This is a genomic window from Streptomyces sp. NPDC006208 (assembly GCF_040613775.1).
Lineage (GTDB): Bacteria > Actinomycetota > Actinomycetes > Streptomycetales > Streptomycetaceae > Streptomyces.
This window is the reverse complement of sequence record NZ_JBEXSW010000048.1, coordinates 53,075-68,923: the sequence shown is the minus strand read 5'-3', so window position 1 is coordinate 68,923 and position 15,849 is coordinate 53,075. Positions and strand designations below refer to the sequence as shown.

The window sequence follows — 15,849 nt, the reverse complement described above, 5'->3', positions numbered from 1 at the left end:
CTCCCTCTACAACGGGGCCTTGCAAGAACGTCGCGACGCCTACCGACACGCCTCGAAGACGAGCGTGAAGTACGGGCAGCAGTCCGGACAGCTCACACCCGGACCGGGTGCGGCGGCCTCCGCCGTGCGTGGATCGCTCAGACGGTGGTGATGACCTCGTCGTACGACAGGCGGGGGGAGCGCGGGAACGCCGCGTCCTCGCCCGGCTTGCCGATGTTGACCACCATCAGCGGGGTGTGGTCGCCGTCCAGGAACTCCTTCTGGATCCCCGCGGCGTCGTAACCGGTCATCGGGCCCGCGGCCAGGCCGGCGGCCCGGACACCGACGATGAAGTACGCGGCCTGCAGCGCGGCGTTCAGACCGGCGGCCGACTCACGCGCCGGTCGCTCGCTGAAGAACATGTCCTTGGCCTGGGGGAAGTGCGGCAGCAGTCGCGGAAGCTCCTCGTGGAACTCGTTGTCGGCGGCCAGGATCGCGACCAGCGGCGCGGCGGCGGTCTTGGCCTGATTGCCCTCTGCCATGTGGGTGACGAGGCGCTCGCGCGCCTCCGCGGAGCGGACCAGGACGATACGCAGCGGCGTCTGGTTGAAAGCGGTCGGGCCGAACTTGACCAGGTCGTAGATCGCCTGGACCTGCTCCTCGGTCACCGGCTCGTCGGTGAACGTGTTGGCGGTGCGGGCCTCGCGGAAGAGGAGGTCCTGGGCGGCGGAGTCGAGAACGAGAGACATGTGCTGGCGTACCTTCCGGTGCATGCAGGAGCTTTACGGCGCTTCCAACCGCACCTCGGTACATTAAATTTCAACTACATGGCGATCGTGACCCGGATCACCTCTCGCGCCCTCCGCCCCGCTCTCACTCCTCGGCGGAATCCGAGTCCGCACCGTCGTCCGCGCCCGTGGAGAGAGCGGCGTCCAGACGGGCACGGGCGCCCTCCAGCCAGTGGCGGCAGACCTTCGCCAGCTCCTCGCCGCGCTCCCACAGCGCCAGCGACTCCTCGAGCGTCGTCCCGCCCGCCTCGAGCCGGCGTACCACCTCGATCAGCTCGTCCCTCGCCTGCTCGTAGCCGAGCGTGCTCTCTTCCGTCCTCGCTGCCATGCCGCCCACCCTATTCGCCCCGTTCGTACTCACTCCGACACCCGTACCGCGAACTCGCCCTCGGACACCCTCGCCCGCAGCTCGTCGCCCACCGCCACCTCGTCCGGCGAACGCACCACCGCCCCGTCCGTGCGCTGCAGCACCGCGTACCCCCGCTCCAGCGTCGCCGCCGGCGACAGCGACAGGACCCTGGCCCGGGTGTGCGCCAGCTCCGAGTCCGCACGGTCCAGCAGATGCCCGAGCACCCGTCGGCTGCGGGCCACCAGCGCCTCCACCTCGTGCTCCCGCTCGTCCACCATCCGGTGCGGATGCTCCATCGACGGCCGGGCCAGCGCATGGGCCAGCCCCCGTTCCTCCCGCTCCAGCAGTCCCCGCACATGACGCAGCGCCCGGTCGCGCAGCTGCTGCACCCGCTCCAGCTCCTCGCCGACGTCCGGGACGACCTTCTTCGCCGCGTCCGTCGGCGTCGACGCCCGCAGATCCGCCACCAGGTCCAGCAGCGGAGAGTCCGGCTCGTGCCCGATCGCGGACACCACGGGCGTGGCGCAGGCGGCCACCGCTCTGATCAGCTGCTCGTCCGAGAACGGCAGCAGGTCCTCCACGCTGCCGCCGCCGCGGGCCACGATGATCACGTCGACGTCCGGCAGCGCGTCCAGTTCCTTGACGGCCTGGACGACCTGGGTGACGGCATGCACGCCCTGCACGGCCACATTGCGCACCTCGAAGCGCACATGGGGCCAGCGCCGCCGCGCGTTCTCCAGTACGTCGCGCTCGGCCGCCGAGGCACGCCCGCAGACCAGGCCCACCCGGTGCGGCAGGAACGGCAGCGGCTTCTTGCGCTCGACCGCGAAGAGCCCCTCGGCACCCAGCGACCGCTTCAGCTGCTCGAGCCGGGCGAGCAGCTCACCGATCCCCACCGGCCTTATCTCGGTCGCCCGCAGCGACAGCTGTCCGCGGGGCGCGTACCACTCAGGCTTGGCGAGCAGCACCACCCGGGCGCCCTCGGACAGCACGTCCGCGACCGCTTCGTAGACCTGCCGGAAGCAGGTGACGCCCACCGAGATGTCGTGCGACGGATCGCGCAGCGTCATGAAGACGACCCCGGCGCCCGGGCGCCGCGACAGCTGGGTGATCTGCCCCTCGACCCAGACGAAGCCGAGCCGGTCGATCCACCCCCCGATGAGCCGCGACACCTCGCCGACGGGCAGCGGGGCGTCCGCGGACGTGTTGAGAGCCATACGGGCGAGCGTATCGGCCGGCTCCGACAACCCGGCCGACCCGAACCGGCCGCACCGGTCCCGGATCCCTTACGCGGGTGCACTCCGCCGGCCCCACTGCACCGAGAGCACGATCAGACCCACCCCCAGCCACACCACCCCCACCACCTGCGCCGAGCCTGCCGCCTCCACGATCACCGCGATCGTGACCAGCGCCCCGACCAGCGGCACCACCAGATGGCGCAGCCGGTCCGGCTCCCCGTTCATACGCCGCTCCACGAACCAGCCGATCACGCCGGCATCCAGCAGCGTGAACGCCGTGAGCGCCCCGATGTCGACCACCGACACCAGATGGTCCAGGCCGTCGTCGCGCCGGGCCGCCCACAGCGCCGCGACCGTCGTCACCGCCGCCGCTACCAGCAGCGCGAGGCGCGGCACGCCCGAATCCGTGCGGGCAAGAGCATGCGGCAGCCTCCGGTCGCGGGCCATCGCGAACAGCAGCCGGCCCGCCGCCTGAGCGGTCGGCGCCGCGAACGCCGCGCCGATCGCCTTGCTCACCACCACCAGGTCGTGCAGCCAGGTGCCGACCGAGGCGTCCACGGCGTCGTGGAAGGCCGCGCCCTGCAGGGCAGGAGCCCGTACACGACCAGGTCCAGGAAGCCGAGCGTGCGTCGCAGCCCGCCACCGTCGCCCGCACCGCGATGCGCCCCGCCCGGGCCGGCCGGACCGCTCGCACCGCCGTCCCTCCGCTGCGGCGCGTCCCGTGCCGTCGTCGCGTCCCTCCATGGGCCCATCACCCGCTCGGGTACGGCCGGTCCGGTGCCGGTGGCCGATCACGTGGCTGTTCTGCGCGGCCTTACGATGGGTCGCATGACTGCTTCGACTCCTGCCCGACGCGTCCTGCTCGCCGCGCCCCGCGGTTACTGCGCGGGCGTGGACCGTGCCGTGATCGCCGTGGAGAAGGCCCTGGAGCAGTACGGGGCACCGATCTACGTCCGCCACGAGATCGTTCACAACAAGTACGTCGTACAGACTCTGGAGCGGAAGGGCGCGATCTTCGTCGACGAGACGGCGGAGGTCCCCGAGGGGTCCATCGTGATGTTCTCCGCCCACGGCGTGGCGCCGACCGTGCACGAGGAGGCCGCCGAGCGGAAGCTCGCGACCATCGACGCGACCTGCCCGCTGGTCACCAAGGTCCACAAGGAAGCCGTCCGCTTCGCGAACGAGGACTACGACATCCTCCTGATCGGCCACGAGGGCCACGAGGAGGTCATCGGCACCTCCGGCGAGGCCCCCGACCACATCACCCTGGTCGACGGCCCCGAGGATGTCGCGAACGTCGAGGTCCGTGACCCGTCCAAGGTCGTCTGGCTCTCCCAGACCACGCTCTCCGTCGACGAGACCATGGAGACGGTCGGCGCGCTGAAGGAGAAGTTCCCGCAGCTCATCTCGCCGCCGAGCGACGACATCTGCTACGCCACGCAGAACCGCCAGATCGCGGTGAAGCAGATGGGCGCCGACGCCGACCTGGTCATCGTGGTCGGCTCCAAGAACTCCTCGAACTCCGTCCGCCTGGTCGAGGTCGCGCTGGGTGCCGGTGCCCGTGACGCCCACCTGGTGGACTTCGCCGAGGAGATCGACGAGGCATGGCTGGACGGTGTGACGACGGTCGGCCTCACCTCGGGCGCCTCGGTGCCGGAGGTGCTGGTCGAGGATGTGCTGGAGTGGCTGGCCAAGCGCGGCTTCGAGGACGTCGAGATCGTCAAGGCGGCGGAGGAGTCGATCACCTTCTCGCTCCCCAAGGAGCTGCGCCGCGATCTGCGGGCGGAGGCGGCCGACCTCTCCGGAAAGTAGCCCGATCCCCCTGAGAATGTGCACGCGCGGGCGGTGACTGTCAGCGCCGGGCCGTAACGTTGTGTCCATGAACGTGTTCGGAGTGGACATCGGCGGATCAGGCATCAAGGGCGCTCCCGTGGACCTGGAGCGCGGCGACCTGGCGCAGGAGCGTCACAAGGTCCTCACACCGCATCCGGCGACGCCGGATGCGGTGGCGGACGGGGTCGCCGAGGTGATCGGCCATTTCGGCTGGACGGGCCCCGTCGGCATCACCTTCCCCGGCGTCGTCACCGGCGGCATCACGCGCACCGCCGCCAACGTCGACAAGGGCTGGGTCGACAAGGACGCGGCGAAACTGCTCGGCGACCGCATCGGCGGTCTGCCCGTCACGATCCTGAACGACGCGGACGCGGCGGGTGTGGCGGAGGTGACCTTCGGGGCCGGACGCGGCCGCAAGGGCACGGTGATCCTGCTGACGCTCGGTACGGGCATCGGCAGCGCGGTCTTCATCGACGGCCGGCTCGTTCCCAACACGGAACTGGGCCATCTCGAGCTGCACGGCCACGACGCGGAGAAGCGCGCCTCGACGAAGGCCAAGGACAGTGAGGATCTCACCTGGGAGCACTGGGCCCGGCGGGTCCAGAAATACCTTGCCCATGTGGAGATGCTGTTCTCGCCGGAGCTGTTCGTCATCGGCGGCGGCGTCAGCCGAAAGGCGGACAAGTTCCTGCCGCTGATCGAAGGCGTGCGGGCCGAGATCGTCCCGGCGGAGCTGCAGAACAACGCGGGGATCGTGGGCGCGGCGATGGCGGCGGCGGGCCGCTAGCGGCGGCAGGCCCGACCGGCGGGAACCTCCGGCGGCACGAGTGCGTCACCCCGCACCGGCCGCAGGCGGCCGAGCACCGTCCCCGATGGGGGCGGTGCAGTCGGTCGGAGCCGTACGCCTTCACGCCCCCGGCCGGCTCAGCGGCGGCGGGCGGGACCGCCGCCCGGACCACCGGCCCCGTCGGGGCGGCCGCGACGGCTGCGGCGCCCCATCATCACCCGGACCTTCCGTACGCACGTGATGACCCCGGCGATCAGCGTGCCGCCGTACAGCCAGCCCGCGTGCACCGCCAGCGCGGTGACCACGGCCATCGCCTGCCCGCCGAAGCCGCCGCTGCCGCCGGAGATGGGCACGATCCCGACGGCGAAGGAGATCGGTACGGTGATCGGGGCCGTGACCAGGTCGGCCTCCCGCACCCACAGTGCGGTCAGCGCGCTCACCGGCAGGAACAGCAGCCCGTAGACCACGGCCGAGCCGCCCAGGATCAGCTGGTTCAGGCTGCCCAGCGCCAGCATCACGGCGGCCCCGAACAGCCCGGCCCCCAGGCCGGTCAGCCGCGGGTTGGGAAGCCGCCGCAGCAACGGCACGATCGGCGGCACCTGCCGGGGCGGCCGGACCGGCACGGGAATCACGGCGGGACCCTCGGCGAGCGTGCCCTGCGGTGACAACGGGGCCTGCGGCCGCTGCCGGGGCTGGGGGCTACTTGTCCTGTGCTGCTCCACCTGACCAACGTAGGTTGCCGGGAGGCCGGAAACAGGTACCAGACACGCCCTTTGGATGACGTTGGCACTGAGTTCGACGACCGGAGCCGTCGAAGCCTGCTTCGGCCCGCCCGTAAACTGGGAGATCGGCCCACCTCCGGGCTGTACGGCCACCAGCCAGTCCTCACTCCAGGAAGTCGCCAACGTGTCGCTCACGATCGGAATCGTCGGCCTGCCGAATGTCGGCAAGTCGACCCTGTTCAACGCCCTGACCAAGAACGACGTGCTGGCGGCCAACTACCCGTTCGCCACCATCGAGCCGAATGTGGGCGTCGTCGGCGTTCCGGACGCCCGGCTGACCAAGCTGGCCGGAATCTTCGCCTCGCAGCGGATCCTTCCCGCGACGGTCGACTTCGTGGACATCGCCGGCATCGTGCGCGGTGCGAGCGAGGGCGAGGGCCTGGGCAACAAGTTCCTGGCGAACATCCGTGAATCGGATGCGATCTGCCAAGTCATCCGTGCCTTCAAGGACGAGAACGTCGTCCACGTCGACGGCAAGGTCTCGCCGAAGGACGACATCGAGACGATCAACACCGAGCTGATCCTGGCGGACCTGCAGACCATCGAGAAGGTCCTGCCGCGTCTGGCCAAGGAAGCCCGCATCAAGAAGGACGTGGCCCCCAAGGTCGCGGCCGTCGAGGCCGCCCAGGCGATCCTGGAGGAGGGCAACACGCTCTTCTCGCAGGGCATCGTCCAGGGCTCGGAGAAGGCGGAGCTCCTGCACGACCTGCACCTGCTGACCACCAAGCCGTTCCTGTACGTCTTCAACGTCGACGAGGACGAGCTGGTCGACGACGGCTTCAAGGACGAGCAGCGCGCGCTGGTCGCCCCGGCCGAGGCGATCTTCCTCAACGCCAAGCTGGAGCAGGACCTCGCCGAGCTCGACGAGGAGGACGCCATGGAGCTCCTCCAGTCCGTGGGCGCGGAGGAGCCGGGCCTGGCGACGCTGGCTCGCGTGGGCTTCGACACCCTCGGCCTGCAGACCTACCTCACGGCAGGCCCGAAGGAGTCCCGCGCCTGGACGATCAAGAAGGGCGCCACGGCCCCCGAGGCGGCCGGTGTGATCCACACCGACTTCCAGAAGGGCTTCATCAAGGCGGAGGTCATCTCCTTCGCCGACCTGGTGGAGACGGGCTCGGTCGCGGAGGCCCGTGCGAAGGGCAAGGCGCGTATGGAGGGCAAGGAGTACGTGATGCAGGACGGCGACGTGGTGGAGTTCCGCTTCAACGTGTGACGGTGCCGCACTGCATGCCAGGTGAATCGTCAAGCGTGCAGATCAGAAGGGGTCGGACTCTCCAGAGTCCGACCCCTTCCGTGTTCCCGTGCCGACACCCTCACTCCCGGGCTGGACACCGCGCTCATCGTGCGGACCGCGGCGCTCGGGCAACGCAGCCGCGCCTGGGGTGTGGTCGTCGGCATCCAGAGCGGCACGCTGGCCTGGGGCGTCCTCACCTCGCTCGGTGTGACAGCGCTGCTGACGGCGTCTCACCTCGCATATGCCACCTTCGCTGGGCCGGGGCAGCGTCGCGTACCTGGTGTGGGCGGGTGGCAGGCTGATGACCGGGACCGGGACCGGGACCGCGGTCCCGGCCCGCGACAGGCGCCGGCGACACCCTGTTCGGCGGCTGGCGGCAAGGGTTCGTGACCAACCTTCTCAACCCGAAGGTGGCTGTGGATGTCGCGGTGCCGCCCGGCTGAGCAAGGGCGACGGTGTCGCTGAGGACTTCTTGGGTCGCTACCGGGCCCGTGGGCCCGGTCGGTCCGGTAGCCCCTGTCGGGCCGGTGGGTCCGGCCGGGCCTGTCGGGCCGGTGGGGCCGATCTTGCCCCTGCAGTGCTTGTCGCCCTCTGCCCCGATCGCGTTGACGAGGTCGCATCTCTCGCCGTCCGACCCGGCTGCCGTGTCGTCGGTCATCGCGCGCACAGTGGGCGGAGCAGCCATCGCGGGGACACCGTGGCCCAGCATGAGAAGTGCCAGCGATGCCACCGCGCTCCCGGCGAGCACCCCGGCCCGTTGCGGAAGCGGACCGAGGCGGCACCGGTTCCTGCCGTCAAGACTCATGAGTGCCCCACGCTCTCTGTGAATCGCGGACCGAGGCTTGTGGCCGCCGGGAGAGGCCCTGTGTCGCCTCCCCGGGCATCGTTGAGTCACATCCGCCGCTCATACGACAGGCACGCCCGCGAATCCACAGATCGGGCCAGCACAACAGTCTCATCGGGCTACCGTCAGCGCCCGCACGCAGCGTCGCGCCCCCTGTCGGGGCGACGGTGCGCTCTCGCCGGAAGAGGCGCCAGGCCCCCCGAGGCCCGTGGGTCAGACCGGTTGGCCGATCGGGCGGATGATCACGGTGTTGATGTCCACGCCGTGCGGCTGGCCCATCGCCCACACGATCGAGTCGGCGACCTGATCGCCCGTCAGCAGAAGGCCGTCGGGGAGATTGCCCAGGGTGTCCCAGAACGGGGTCTCCACCCGGCCGGGGGCGACCAGAGTGACGCCGACGCCGTCGGCCGTCACCATGCGGCGCGTGTTCTCCGCGAGGCCCGTGACCGCCCACTTCGTCGCGCCGTAGATGTTTCCCGGGGTGTTCTGGACGCCTGCCACGCTGCCGACCAGGACGATCCTGCCGCGGGTCTCCTTCAGGTGCGGCAGCGCGGCGTGGATCAGCAGGGCCGGGCCGAGCACGTTCGTCAGGACCATCTCGCGCCAGCCCGCCGGGTCGCCGTCGGCGAGGGTGTCGTGCGTGGCGAAGCCCGCGTTGGCGACGACCGTGTCCAGGCGGCCGAATTCCTTGACCGCAGTGTCGACCGCCGACAGGACCGATACGTGGTCCGCCGCGTCGCCGGGGAGCGTCAACAGTGTGTCGGGTGAACCCAGTTCCGAGGCGAGGCCGTTCAGCCGGTCCGCGTTCCGGCCGGTGATGGCCACCCGTTGGCCCAGGTCCAGTAGCCGGCGGGCTGTCGCGGCTCCGATTCCGCTGCCGCCGCCGGTGATCAGTGTGACGGGAGTGACGTGCTCGGGCATGGTTCCCCCTGTGCAACTGGTGCTTGGACAAAGGGATTTCAGCATTTGGAGTGCACTCGATGTCAACAACCGTCGACGGTGACCGCGCGGGTGCGCACTCACCCACGGGATGGGGCGCGTTGAGCGCCGGCCGAACCGGGCGCCGGAGTCCGCAAAGCCGGCCGGATCCCGTCCTCGGGTGACCGCCGGGCCCGACGCCTGTGGTCCACAGTCGTCCCGGCTGGTCAAGGACGCATCCGGTACCTGGCGGCTCCAGGGCGACGACGCCTCGAAGGTGATCCGCTCCACCGGCGCGGCGAACGGTGACGACAACGGCGAGCACTGGACCGTCATCAGCGGCGACGGCACCAAGTACGTCTTCGGCCTCAACAAGCTGGACGGCGCGGACACCCAGCGCACCGAGTCCGTCTGGACCGTCCCGGTCTTCGGCGACGACTCGGGCGAGCCCGGCTACTCCGAGGGCGACTCCTTCGACGACCGCTCCCTGACCCAGGCCTGGCGCTGGAACCTCGACTACGTGGAGGACACCAAGGGCAATGCCTCCACCTACTGGTACGAGAAGGAAGAGAACCACTACAAGAAGAACAAGGCCACCAAGGCGAGCGCCGTCTACACCCGCGGCGGCTACCTGAAGGAGATCAGGTACGGCCTGCGCAAGGGCGCCCTGTTCACCGACGACGCCGACGCCAAGGTGGCCTTCGCGCACGCCGAACGCTGCACCGCGTCGGACTGCTCCTCGCTCACCAAGGACACATCGGACAACTGGCCCGACGTTCCCTTCGAGGCAATCTGCTCCAAGGACGACGACGACTGCGACTCCTCGGCACCGTCCTTCTTCAGCCGCAAGCGCCTGACGGGTGTCGCCACCTCCGTCTGGTCGGCGGCCGCGAACAAGTACGAGTCCGTGGACTCCTGGGTGTTCACCCAGCAGTACCTCGACGGCGGCGACATCGGTGACACCTCCGACCAGGTGCTCACCCTCAAGTCCCTCCAGCGCACCGGCAAGACCGGCACGGACATCCAGCTGGCGCCGATCGGCTTCACCTACCAGATGCGCCCCAATCGGGTCGACGGCACCGACGACATCCTGCCGATGACCAGCAGCACCTGGCGGCCGACGGAACGGCCTACGCCGCACGTCGGCCGGTGACCTGTGGATCTCCCATGGGGCACAGGCCTGGCAGCGTAGGGGCCTCCGGGACCGGATGGCCCAGGTGCTGGGCGTCTCCGCGGGGCGCACCGTCCTGCAGGCGGTGGCCTTCGCCGGTGACCGGCTGCTGCTGGCCACGGCGAAGGCGTTGCTGAGCTGCACGCCGGATCCGCGCAAGCGCCCCGCGACGGCAGCCAGCCGCACGTCGGCCGCCACGAGCTCCAGCCGCGCGTCGTGCGCGCGGATCGGCTCGACCTTCTTGGCGGAGGTGGCCGGGGAAACGTACACGGTGCAGTCCGGACGGCACGCGCGCAGTACGCGGCGACGGCCGTCCCCGCGTTTCCGCTGCTGTCGGCGATCACGTTGCTCGGTGCCGGCCGCCGGCCGAGCTCGATCAGCATCACCACGCCGCGGCCCTTGAAAGAGAGCGTGGGGTCAGGAAGTCGAGCTTCGCCGAAACGGTGTCGGTCGGCGTGATGAGTGGGGTGCGGCCTCGCCCGGAGACGTCGTGGGTGCGGACAGCGGTATTGCCTCTCGTAACGCCACAGTGAATTCACCTGACTCGGCCCGGACTTGAGGAAAACCGGAGCTGTCGCGAGGCCGAGGTCCCAGGGGTCGCGGCGGCGGGGGCAGCATCAGGGGGCTGTCCGGGCGGGCAAGTGCAGTTCACAGTCGAGGCAGTGATGGACCGTCATGATTCACGAGCATGGCCACTGTGTGGCGCAGCTGTTACGACACCTCCCCGCCTCTTGTGTGATTCCTATGGATCCGTCAATCTTTCGCTCGGCAGGCGGACATCGAGCGCCGCGAGCTCAGCACGGCACAGCGCAGCAGCAATCACCCAGGGGAACTTGCGACTTCTCTTTGTCATGAGCCTGCCGACGACCCCCACATGCAGGACCAATGAGGAGGACCCCTCACATGTCAGAGACGCGTCACGCGCGGCGAAGACTCGCCACGACCAGCGCCATAGCTGTTGCCGCCCTCGCCTTCGGTGCGGCATCCGCCCTGCCGGCCACCGCGGTCGAGCCGGCGCCCGTAAGCACCATCCAGAACGCCGGCGCACCCGGTGCCGTCGCGGGCAGCTACATCGTCACGCTCAAGGACTCCGCAGCCGACGCGAGTTCCACGTCGGGCAAGAAGCTCGCGAGCAAGTACGGCGCGCAGATCAAGAAGACGTACAACGCCGCGCTCAACGGCTACTCCGTACGGCTCTCCGAGGAGCAGGCGAAGCGGTTCGCCGCGGATCCCGCCGTCACGTCGGTGGTCCAGAACCGGGTCTTCAAGATCTCCGGCAGCCAGCCGAATCCGCCGTCCTGGGGCCTGGACCGGATCGACCAGAAGGCTCTGCCGCTGAACCAGAACTACACCTACCCCGACACCGCGGGCGAGGGTGTGACGGCGTACATCATCGACACCGGTGTACGTATCACCCACAGTGACTTCGGCGGCCGCGCCTCCTACGGCTACGACGCGATCGACAACGACAACACGGCGCAGGACGGCCACGGCCACGGCACCCACGTCGCCGGCACCGTCGGCGGTTCGTCCTACGGCGTCGCCAAGAAGGCCAAGATCGTCGGTGTCCGTGTGCTCGACAACTCGGGCTCCGGTACGACCGAGCAGGTCGTCGCCGGTATCGACTGGGTCACGCAGAACGCCGTCAAGCCGGCCGTCGCCAACATGAGCCTGGGCGGCGGCATCGACACCGCCCTCGACACGGCGGTGCGCAACTCGATCGCCTCCGGCGTCACCTACGCGGTCGCCGCGGGCAACGACAGCTCCAACGCCTCCAACTACTCGCCCGCGCGGGTTGCCGAGGCCATCACCGTCGGCTCCACCACGAGCACCGACGCCCGCTCCAGCTTCTCCAACTACGGCAGCGTGCTCGACATCTTCGCGCCGGGCTCGTCGATCACGTCCAGCTGGAACACGAGCGACTCGGCCACGAACACGATCTCCGGCACCTCGATGGCCACCCCGCATGTCGCGGGCGCGGCCGCGCTGTACCTCGCGGACAACAGGAACGCGACCCCGGCTCAGGTCTCCACGGCCCTGACCTCGGCGGCCACGACCGGCGTCGTCGGCAGCCCGGGCACCGGCTCGCCGAACCGCCTCCTGTACGTCGGCGGCGGCAGCACCCAGCCGCCCGGCAAGAAGTTCGAGAACACCGGCGACTACGCGATCCGCGACAACGCCACCACGGAGTCGCCCGTCACGGTCAGCGGTGTCTCGGGCAACGCCCCGGCGGCCCTCCAGGTGCCGGTGGTCATCCAGCACACGTACATCGGTGACCTCCAGGTCCAGCTGGTCGCCCCGGACGGCACCGCGTACACGCTGAAGTCCTACGGGACCGGCGGCAGCACCGACAACATCAACACCACCTACACGGTCAACGCGTCGTCGGAGGTCGCCAACGGCACCTGGAAGCTGAGGGTGAGCGACAACGCCGCGTACGACACCGGCAAGATCGATTCCTGGGCGCTGCAGTTCTGAGCGTCCGGCAGTGAACCGGTGAACTGAACGACGTGAGGGGCGGTCGCCACGGGCGGCCGCCCCTTCGTCAATTCAGCGGTCTCGCGGCGTCGTATGATCCGCCCGCGCGTTCGGATGATGTCGCGGAGATCAGTGACCGTGGACGCACCGACGCGACCACCCGCGACAAGCACCAGCTGAACTGCATCATGGCCGAGGCGGCTGTGCTCGCGGCACTGGACGTCATGCCGGCCGAGGAGTACGCCGGCGATCCGGACGCGTACGAGGACTGGGCGAAGCGGGCGTCGAAGGCCTTCGCGGATCAGTCCCGCAGGCTCCGTGACGGGACCTGGCCCGCCGTCGCCCAGTCCCTGCTGAGGGCCAGGGCCGCGGAGCTCGACAAGGCGAGCGGGCACTGGGACAAGGCCGCGGGCGCGCGCGACGAGGACGACTTCTGGACACACCAGGGGCGGGCCGAGGAGGCGCTCACCCAGGAGGCGCAGCGCACGTGCTCGGCCTGAGCACCGAGCCGGTGCGGGACGAGGGGACCGGCAGCTGAGCCTTCGAGCGCGGCGAAAGCCACAGGGGCGGGGCCCGGCGTCTGCGCCGGACCCCGCCCCTACCCCTGTCAGAAGAGTCAGTGGCGACGGCCCAGCCCGTCGTCGACGGCGGCCGTCAGCTCGCCGTCCGCGGTGTCCCCGTCCAGCGACCAGAACATCGCGCCGCCCAGACCCCGGTGACGGATGTAGGAGGTCTTGGCGCGCAGCACCTGAGGGTCGTCGTACGTCCACAGGGTGGTGCCGTCGAAGAGCCAGGCGTGACCTCCCCTGCGGTCCCGGTGGACGGTGTACGTACCGGAGTCGGCGAGTCTTCTGAGGGCCTCGTAGTCCTCGTAGCCGGCCGCCCAGGTCGCGGGCGCGGGCCCGGCCGCCGGCTGGTCCAGACCGTCGCCTCCACCGGTGACGCCCGTCCAGCCCTGGCCGTAGAAGGGCATGCCCACCACGAGCTTGTGTGCGGGTGCGCCGCGCCGCAGCCAGTCCCGTACGGTCTGGTCCACGCTGAAGTCGCCGCGGGCGGCGCGCAGCGCGGACTGCTGGGCGGTGTTCTTCTCGCCGGAGACGTGGAAGTCGTAGCCCTGGAGGTTCACGAAGTCGAAGTCCCGCATGATCCGGGGCACTTCGAAGCCCGCGTCGATCTTGGCCGGAGCCGTGGGCACGAACGCCGTCAGTTCGTAGTGCCTGGACCGCTTCAGCGACTTCCCGTACGCGTCCAGCTGGGTGCGGAACTCGTGCGTCAGCGCGGTGAAGTTCTTCTTGTCCTCCGGCCGGTACACGGTGTCCGTGTCACCGGCCGAGCCCGGCCACTCCCAGTCGAGGTCGATGCCGTCGAACAGTCCGGCGGCGGCGCCGCCGCCGCCCCGGGCCCCGTCGAGCGGCAGGTTGCCCTTGATGTACAGGTCGATGCAGGAGGCGACGAACGCCCTGCGGGAGGCGGGCGTGCGCGCCGCGTCCGAGAAGTGGGTGGACCAGCTCCAGCCGCCCAGTGAGATGAGCACCTTCAGGCCGGGGTGCTTGGCCTTGAGCTCGCGCAGCTGGTTGAAGTTGCCGGCGAGCGGCTGCTCGGAGGTGTCGGCGACGCCGTCGACCGAGTTCTCCGCGTCGAGCGGGCGGACGTAGTCCGCCCAGGCGTCGGCCTCGCCGGGGATGTTGCCCGTGAAGCACTTGCCGTCGGCGCTCACATTGCCGAAGGCGTAGTTGATGTGGGTGAGTGCGGCGGCCTGGCCGCTGGTGTCGATGTCCTTGACCTGGAAGTCCCGCCCGTAGACACCCCATTGGGTGAAGTAGCCGACGCGCTTGTACGCCGGTTTCCCGTGCCGGCCCTCCTGGCTGCCGCTCTGTGCCGATGCGGCCGGGGCGAGAGCGGCGAGGAGCGAGAGCGAGCAGGCGGCAACGGCCGTTCGGACAAAGGTGCTTCGACGCATGGGACTCATTCCTGTGCGTGCCGTGAAGGGCTTTGGTGAAGCCTCCTGGGAGGGCTTCCCTGAACGGATCCGTGGAACGGTGTCGTGCACGCAGGAACGTATTGGTCTGGACCATTAAGGTCAAGGGTTGACGGGGAATGGTGTGGCCGTACCCGAGGTAAACCCCTGGCCGGGCGTAAATCATCACTTCGAGTGAAACGTTGGCCCATGCTTGCGGTCAACAACCCACCGTTGCCAGGCTGTTGCTGTCTGTCAACCTGTTGGGAGTGGCCCGTGACCTTCGGTGAGCAGCCCGCCTATCTGCGCGTTGCGAGCGATCTCCGCGAGAAGATTGTCAACGGTGCACTGCCGCCGCACACGCGGCTGCCCTCACAGGCCCGCATCCGCCAGGAGTACGGGGTGTCCGACACCGTCGCCCTCGAGGCGCGCAAGGTCCTGATGGCCGAAGGGCTGGTGGAGGGGCGGTCCGGCTCGGGGACGTATGTGCGCGAGCGCCCGGTGCCCCGCAAGGTCGCCCGCTCCGGCTTCCGGCCGCCGTCCGGGGCCAATCCCTTCCGGCAGGAGCAGGCGGCCGACGGGGTTCGCGGCACCTGGGAGTCCAGCACCGAACAGGAGGGCGCGGGCCCGGAGATCGCGGACCGGCTCGGTATCCGCTGCGGCGACCGCGTGATGCGCACGCGCTATCTGTTCCGGGATGCCGGCGAGGCGATGATGCTCTCCACGTCCTGGGAGCCGCTCGAAGTCACCGGCCGTACACCGGTGATGCTTCCCGAGGAGGGACCGCTGGGCGGTTGCGGGGTCGTCGAGCGGATGGCCGCCATCGACATCGTCGTGGACAACGTGGTGGAGGAGGTCGGCGCCCGCCCCGGCCTCGCGGAGGAACTGCTGGCGCTCGGCGGTGTACCGGGCCATGTGGTGATGGTCCTGGAGCGGACGTACTACGCCTCGGGCCGGGCGGTCGAGACGGCGGACATCGTGGTCCCGGCCGACCGGTATCGCATCGCCTACCACCTCCCGGTGAAATGAAGCCGATGCCGCAGGCGCACCCCGGAAGAGCGCGCCGATCGGCGCCGTGATGCGGGCCCATCCGATACTTCTCGGGCAGCTGAGGGGGTGTATCCGGCCGGATACACCCCCTCTTGCTATCTCTTTGTGAAAACACGTATCCGCTCAGTAAAGGTCAGGCGTACGCTCGGGCATATGCGTAGTGCGGTTTCCTGGCGAGGGTTACGGGCAATCAGGCCGACCGAGGGAGGGGCGCGATGAACGACGCCGGTGGCGCTGTGCTTCCCTGGCTCGTCATACGGCAGGACGAAAGCGGCAACCGCTATCGCGTCGGCAGGTACGCCACCCAGAACGAGGCGCAGCAGATAGCGGACGCCCTCGGCGACCGCGGACACGAGCAGCTCTACTCGGTCGAGCACGTCGGCCAGACCGCGTCCTGACGCGGCACGTGGCCGTGACGGCGTGACGGCATCAACGCCCGGC

Annotated in this window: 13 protein-coding genes and 4 pseudogenes; 9 read left to right on the top strand and 8 right to left on the bottom strand. The window is 69.8% G+C overall.

What is annotated here, in order from left to right; genetic code table 11:
• A pseudogene (locus ABZ208_RS31585) lies at window positions 1–94 on the top strand (RNA-guided endonuclease TnpB family protein); the annotation flags it as partial.
• A gap of 43 nt (window positions 95–137) precedes the next feature.
• On the opposite strand, the gene ABZ208_RS31580 reads toward ABZ208_RS31585, so the two are convergent.
• The 4 genes and pseudogenes from ABZ208_RS31580 to ABZ208_RS31565 all read right to left on the bottom strand — a co-directional run.
• Window positions 138–728, bottom strand: coding sequence for a malonic semialdehyde reductase (locus ABZ208_RS31580; RefSeq protein ID WP_356912879.1), 591 nt, complete (start codon window positions 726–728; stop codon window positions 138–140).
• Window positions 729–852: 124 nt separating this feature from the next.
• The gene (locus ABZ208_RS31575) at window positions 853–1,095 is read right to left on the bottom strand and encodes an exodeoxyribonuclease VII small subunit (protein WP_356912878.1); all 243 of its coding nucleotides are present in this window, start codon (window positions 1,093–1,095) and stop codon (window positions 853–855) included.
• A 29-nt stretch (window positions 1,096–1,124) separates the two neighbouring features.
• On the bottom strand, window positions 1,125–2,333 hold the full coding sequence (gene xseA / locus ABZ208_RS31570; protein ID WP_356912877.1) for an exodeoxyribonuclease VII large subunit: 1,209 nt from the start codon (window positions 2,331–2,333) through the stop codon (window positions 1,125–1,127).
• A gap of 69 nt (window positions 2,334–2,402) precedes the next feature.
• A pseudogene (locus ABZ208_RS31565) lies at window positions 2,403–2,936 on the bottom strand (amino acid permease); the annotation flags it as partial.
• Between the two features lie 237 nt (window positions 2,937–3,173).
• On the opposite strand from ABZ208_RS31565, the gene ABZ208_RS31560 reads away from it, so the two are divergent.
• Both ABZ208_RS31560 and ppgK read left to right on the top strand, forming a co-directional pair.
• The gene (locus ABZ208_RS31560) at window positions 3,174–4,166 is read left to right on the top strand and encodes a 4-hydroxy-3-methylbut-2-enyl diphosphate reductase (protein ID WP_328396954.1); all 993 of its coding nucleotides are present in this window, start codon (window positions 3,174–3,176) and stop codon (window positions 4,164–4,166) included.
• A 67-nt stretch (window positions 4,167–4,233) separates the two neighbouring features.
• Window positions 4,234–4,974, top strand: coding sequence for a polyphosphate--glucose phosphotransferase (gene ppgK / locus ABZ208_RS31555; protein WP_356912876.1), 741 nt, complete (start codon window positions 4,234–4,236; stop codon window positions 4,972–4,974).
• 137 nt (window positions 4,975–5,111) lie between these two features.
• Here ppgK and ABZ208_RS31550 read toward each other — a convergent pair whose 3' ends face one another.
• On the bottom strand, window positions 5,112–5,696 hold the full coding sequence (locus ABZ208_RS31550; RefSeq protein WP_356912880.1) for a DUF6542 domain-containing protein: 585 nt from the start codon (window positions 5,694–5,696) through the stop codon (window positions 5,112–5,114).
• A gap of 184 nt (window positions 5,697–5,880) precedes the next feature.
• Here ABZ208_RS31550 and ychF point away from each other — a divergent pair, with 184 nt between their 5' ends.
• Window positions 5,881–6,969: a redox-regulated ATPase YchF gene (gene ychF / locus ABZ208_RS31545; RefSeq protein WP_328396948.1), complete on the top strand. Its 1,089-nt coding sequence runs from the start codon at window positions 5,881–5,883 to the stop codon at window positions 6,967–6,969.
• A gap of 1,078 nt (window positions 6,970–8,047) precedes the next feature.
• Here ychF and ABZ208_RS31540 read toward each other — a convergent pair.
• Entirely contained in the window at window positions 8,048–8,755 is a 708-nt protein-coding gene (locus ABZ208_RS31540) for an SDR family oxidoreductase (protein WP_356912875.1), read from the bottom strand.
• 208 nt (window positions 8,756–8,963) lie between these two features.
• Here ABZ208_RS31540 and ABZ208_RS31535 point away from each other — a divergent pair.
• Window positions 8,964–9,854, top strand: a pseudogene (locus ABZ208_RS31535) (RHS repeat-associated core domain-containing protein); the annotation flags it as partial.
• 264 nt (window positions 9,855–10,118) lie between these two features.
• Here the strand turns inward: ABZ208_RS31535 and ABZ208_RS31530 are convergent.
• Window positions 10,119–10,462 (bottom strand): annotated as a pseudogene (locus tag ABZ208_RS31530) (pyridoxal-phosphate dependent enzyme); the annotation flags it as partial.
• Between the two features lie 364 nt (window positions 10,463–10,826).
• Here ABZ208_RS31530 and ABZ208_RS31525 point away from each other — a divergent pair.
• Window positions 10,827–12,401, top strand: coding sequence for a S8 family serine peptidase (locus ABZ208_RS31525; RefSeq protein ID WP_356912874.1), 1,575 nt, complete (start codon window positions 10,827–10,829; stop codon window positions 12,399–12,401).
• Window positions 12,402–12,589: 188 nt separating this feature from the next.
• Window positions 12,590–12,901 carry a hypothetical protein gene (locus ABZ208_RS31520; protein WP_356912873.1) on the top strand — a complete coding sequence of 104 codons (312 nt, stop codon included), beginning with the start codon at window positions 12,590–12,592 and terminating at the stop codon, window positions 12,899–12,901.
• Between the two features lie 116 nt (window positions 12,902–13,017).
• Here the strand turns inward: ABZ208_RS31520 and ABZ208_RS31515 are convergent, their stop codons facing one another.
• Window positions 13,018–14,361, bottom strand: a complete 1,344-nt coding sequence (locus tag ABZ208_RS31515; RefSeq protein ID WP_356912872.1) for a glycoside hydrolase family 18 protein — start codon at window positions 14,359–14,361, stop codon at window positions 13,018–13,020.
• A gap of 273 nt (window positions 14,362–14,634) precedes the next feature.
• Here ABZ208_RS31515 and ABZ208_RS31510 point away from each other — a divergent pair, with 273 nt between their 5' ends.
• Both ABZ208_RS31510 and ABZ208_RS31505 read left to right on the top strand, forming a co-directional pair.
• Window positions 14,635–15,387, top strand: coding sequence for a GntR family transcriptional regulator (locus tag ABZ208_RS31510; RefSeq protein ID WP_356912871.1), 753 nt, complete (start codon window positions 14,635–14,637; stop codon window positions 15,385–15,387).
• Window positions 15,388–15,623: 236 nt separating this feature from the next.
• Window positions 15,624–15,806, top strand: a complete 183-nt coding sequence (locus ABZ208_RS31505) for an SPOR domain-containing protein (protein ID WP_356912870.1) — start codon at window positions 15,624–15,626, stop codon at window positions 15,804–15,806.
• Window positions 15,807–15,849 lie beyond the last annotated feature (43 nt).

Coding starts and splice junctions, on each gene's coding strand:
- ABZ208_RS31580 (WP_356912879.1), bottom strand. CDS start 728: ATGTCTCTCGTTCTCGACTCCGCCGCCCAGGACCTCCTCTTCCGCGAG.
- ABZ208_RS31575 (WP_356912878.1), bottom strand. CDS start 1,095: ATGGCAGCGAGGACGGAAGAGAGCACGCTCGGCTACGAGCAGGCGAGG.
- xseA (WP_356912877.1), bottom strand. CDS start 2,333: ATGGCTCTCAACACGTCCGCGGACGCCCCGCTGCCCGTCGGCGAGGTG.
- ABZ208_RS31560 (WP_328396954.1), top strand. CDS start 3,174: ATGGGTCGCATGACTGCTTCGACTCCTGCCCGACGCGTCCTGCTCGCC.
- ppgK (WP_356912876.1), top strand. CDS start 4,234: ATGAACGTGTTCGGAGTGGACATCGGCGGATCAGGCATCAAGGGCGCT.
- ABZ208_RS31540 (WP_356912875.1), bottom strand. CDS start 8,755: ATGCCCGAGCACGTCACTCCCGTCACACTGATCACCGGCGGCGGCAGC.
- ABZ208_RS31525 (WP_356912874.1), top strand. CDS start 10,827: ATGTCAGAGACGCGTCACGCGCGGCGAAGACTCGCCACGACCAGCGCC.
- ABZ208_RS31520 (WP_356912873.1), top strand. CDS start 12,590: ATGGCCGAGGCGGCTGTGCTCGCGGCACTGGACGTCATGCCGGCCGAG.
- ABZ208_RS31515 (WP_356912872.1), bottom strand. CDS start 14,361: ATGCGTCGAAGCACCTTTGTCCGAACGGCCGTTGCCGCCTGCTCGCTC.
- ABZ208_RS31505 (WP_356912870.1), top strand. CDS start 15,624: ATGAACGACGCCGGTGGCGCTGTGCTTCCCTGGCTCGTCATACGGCAG.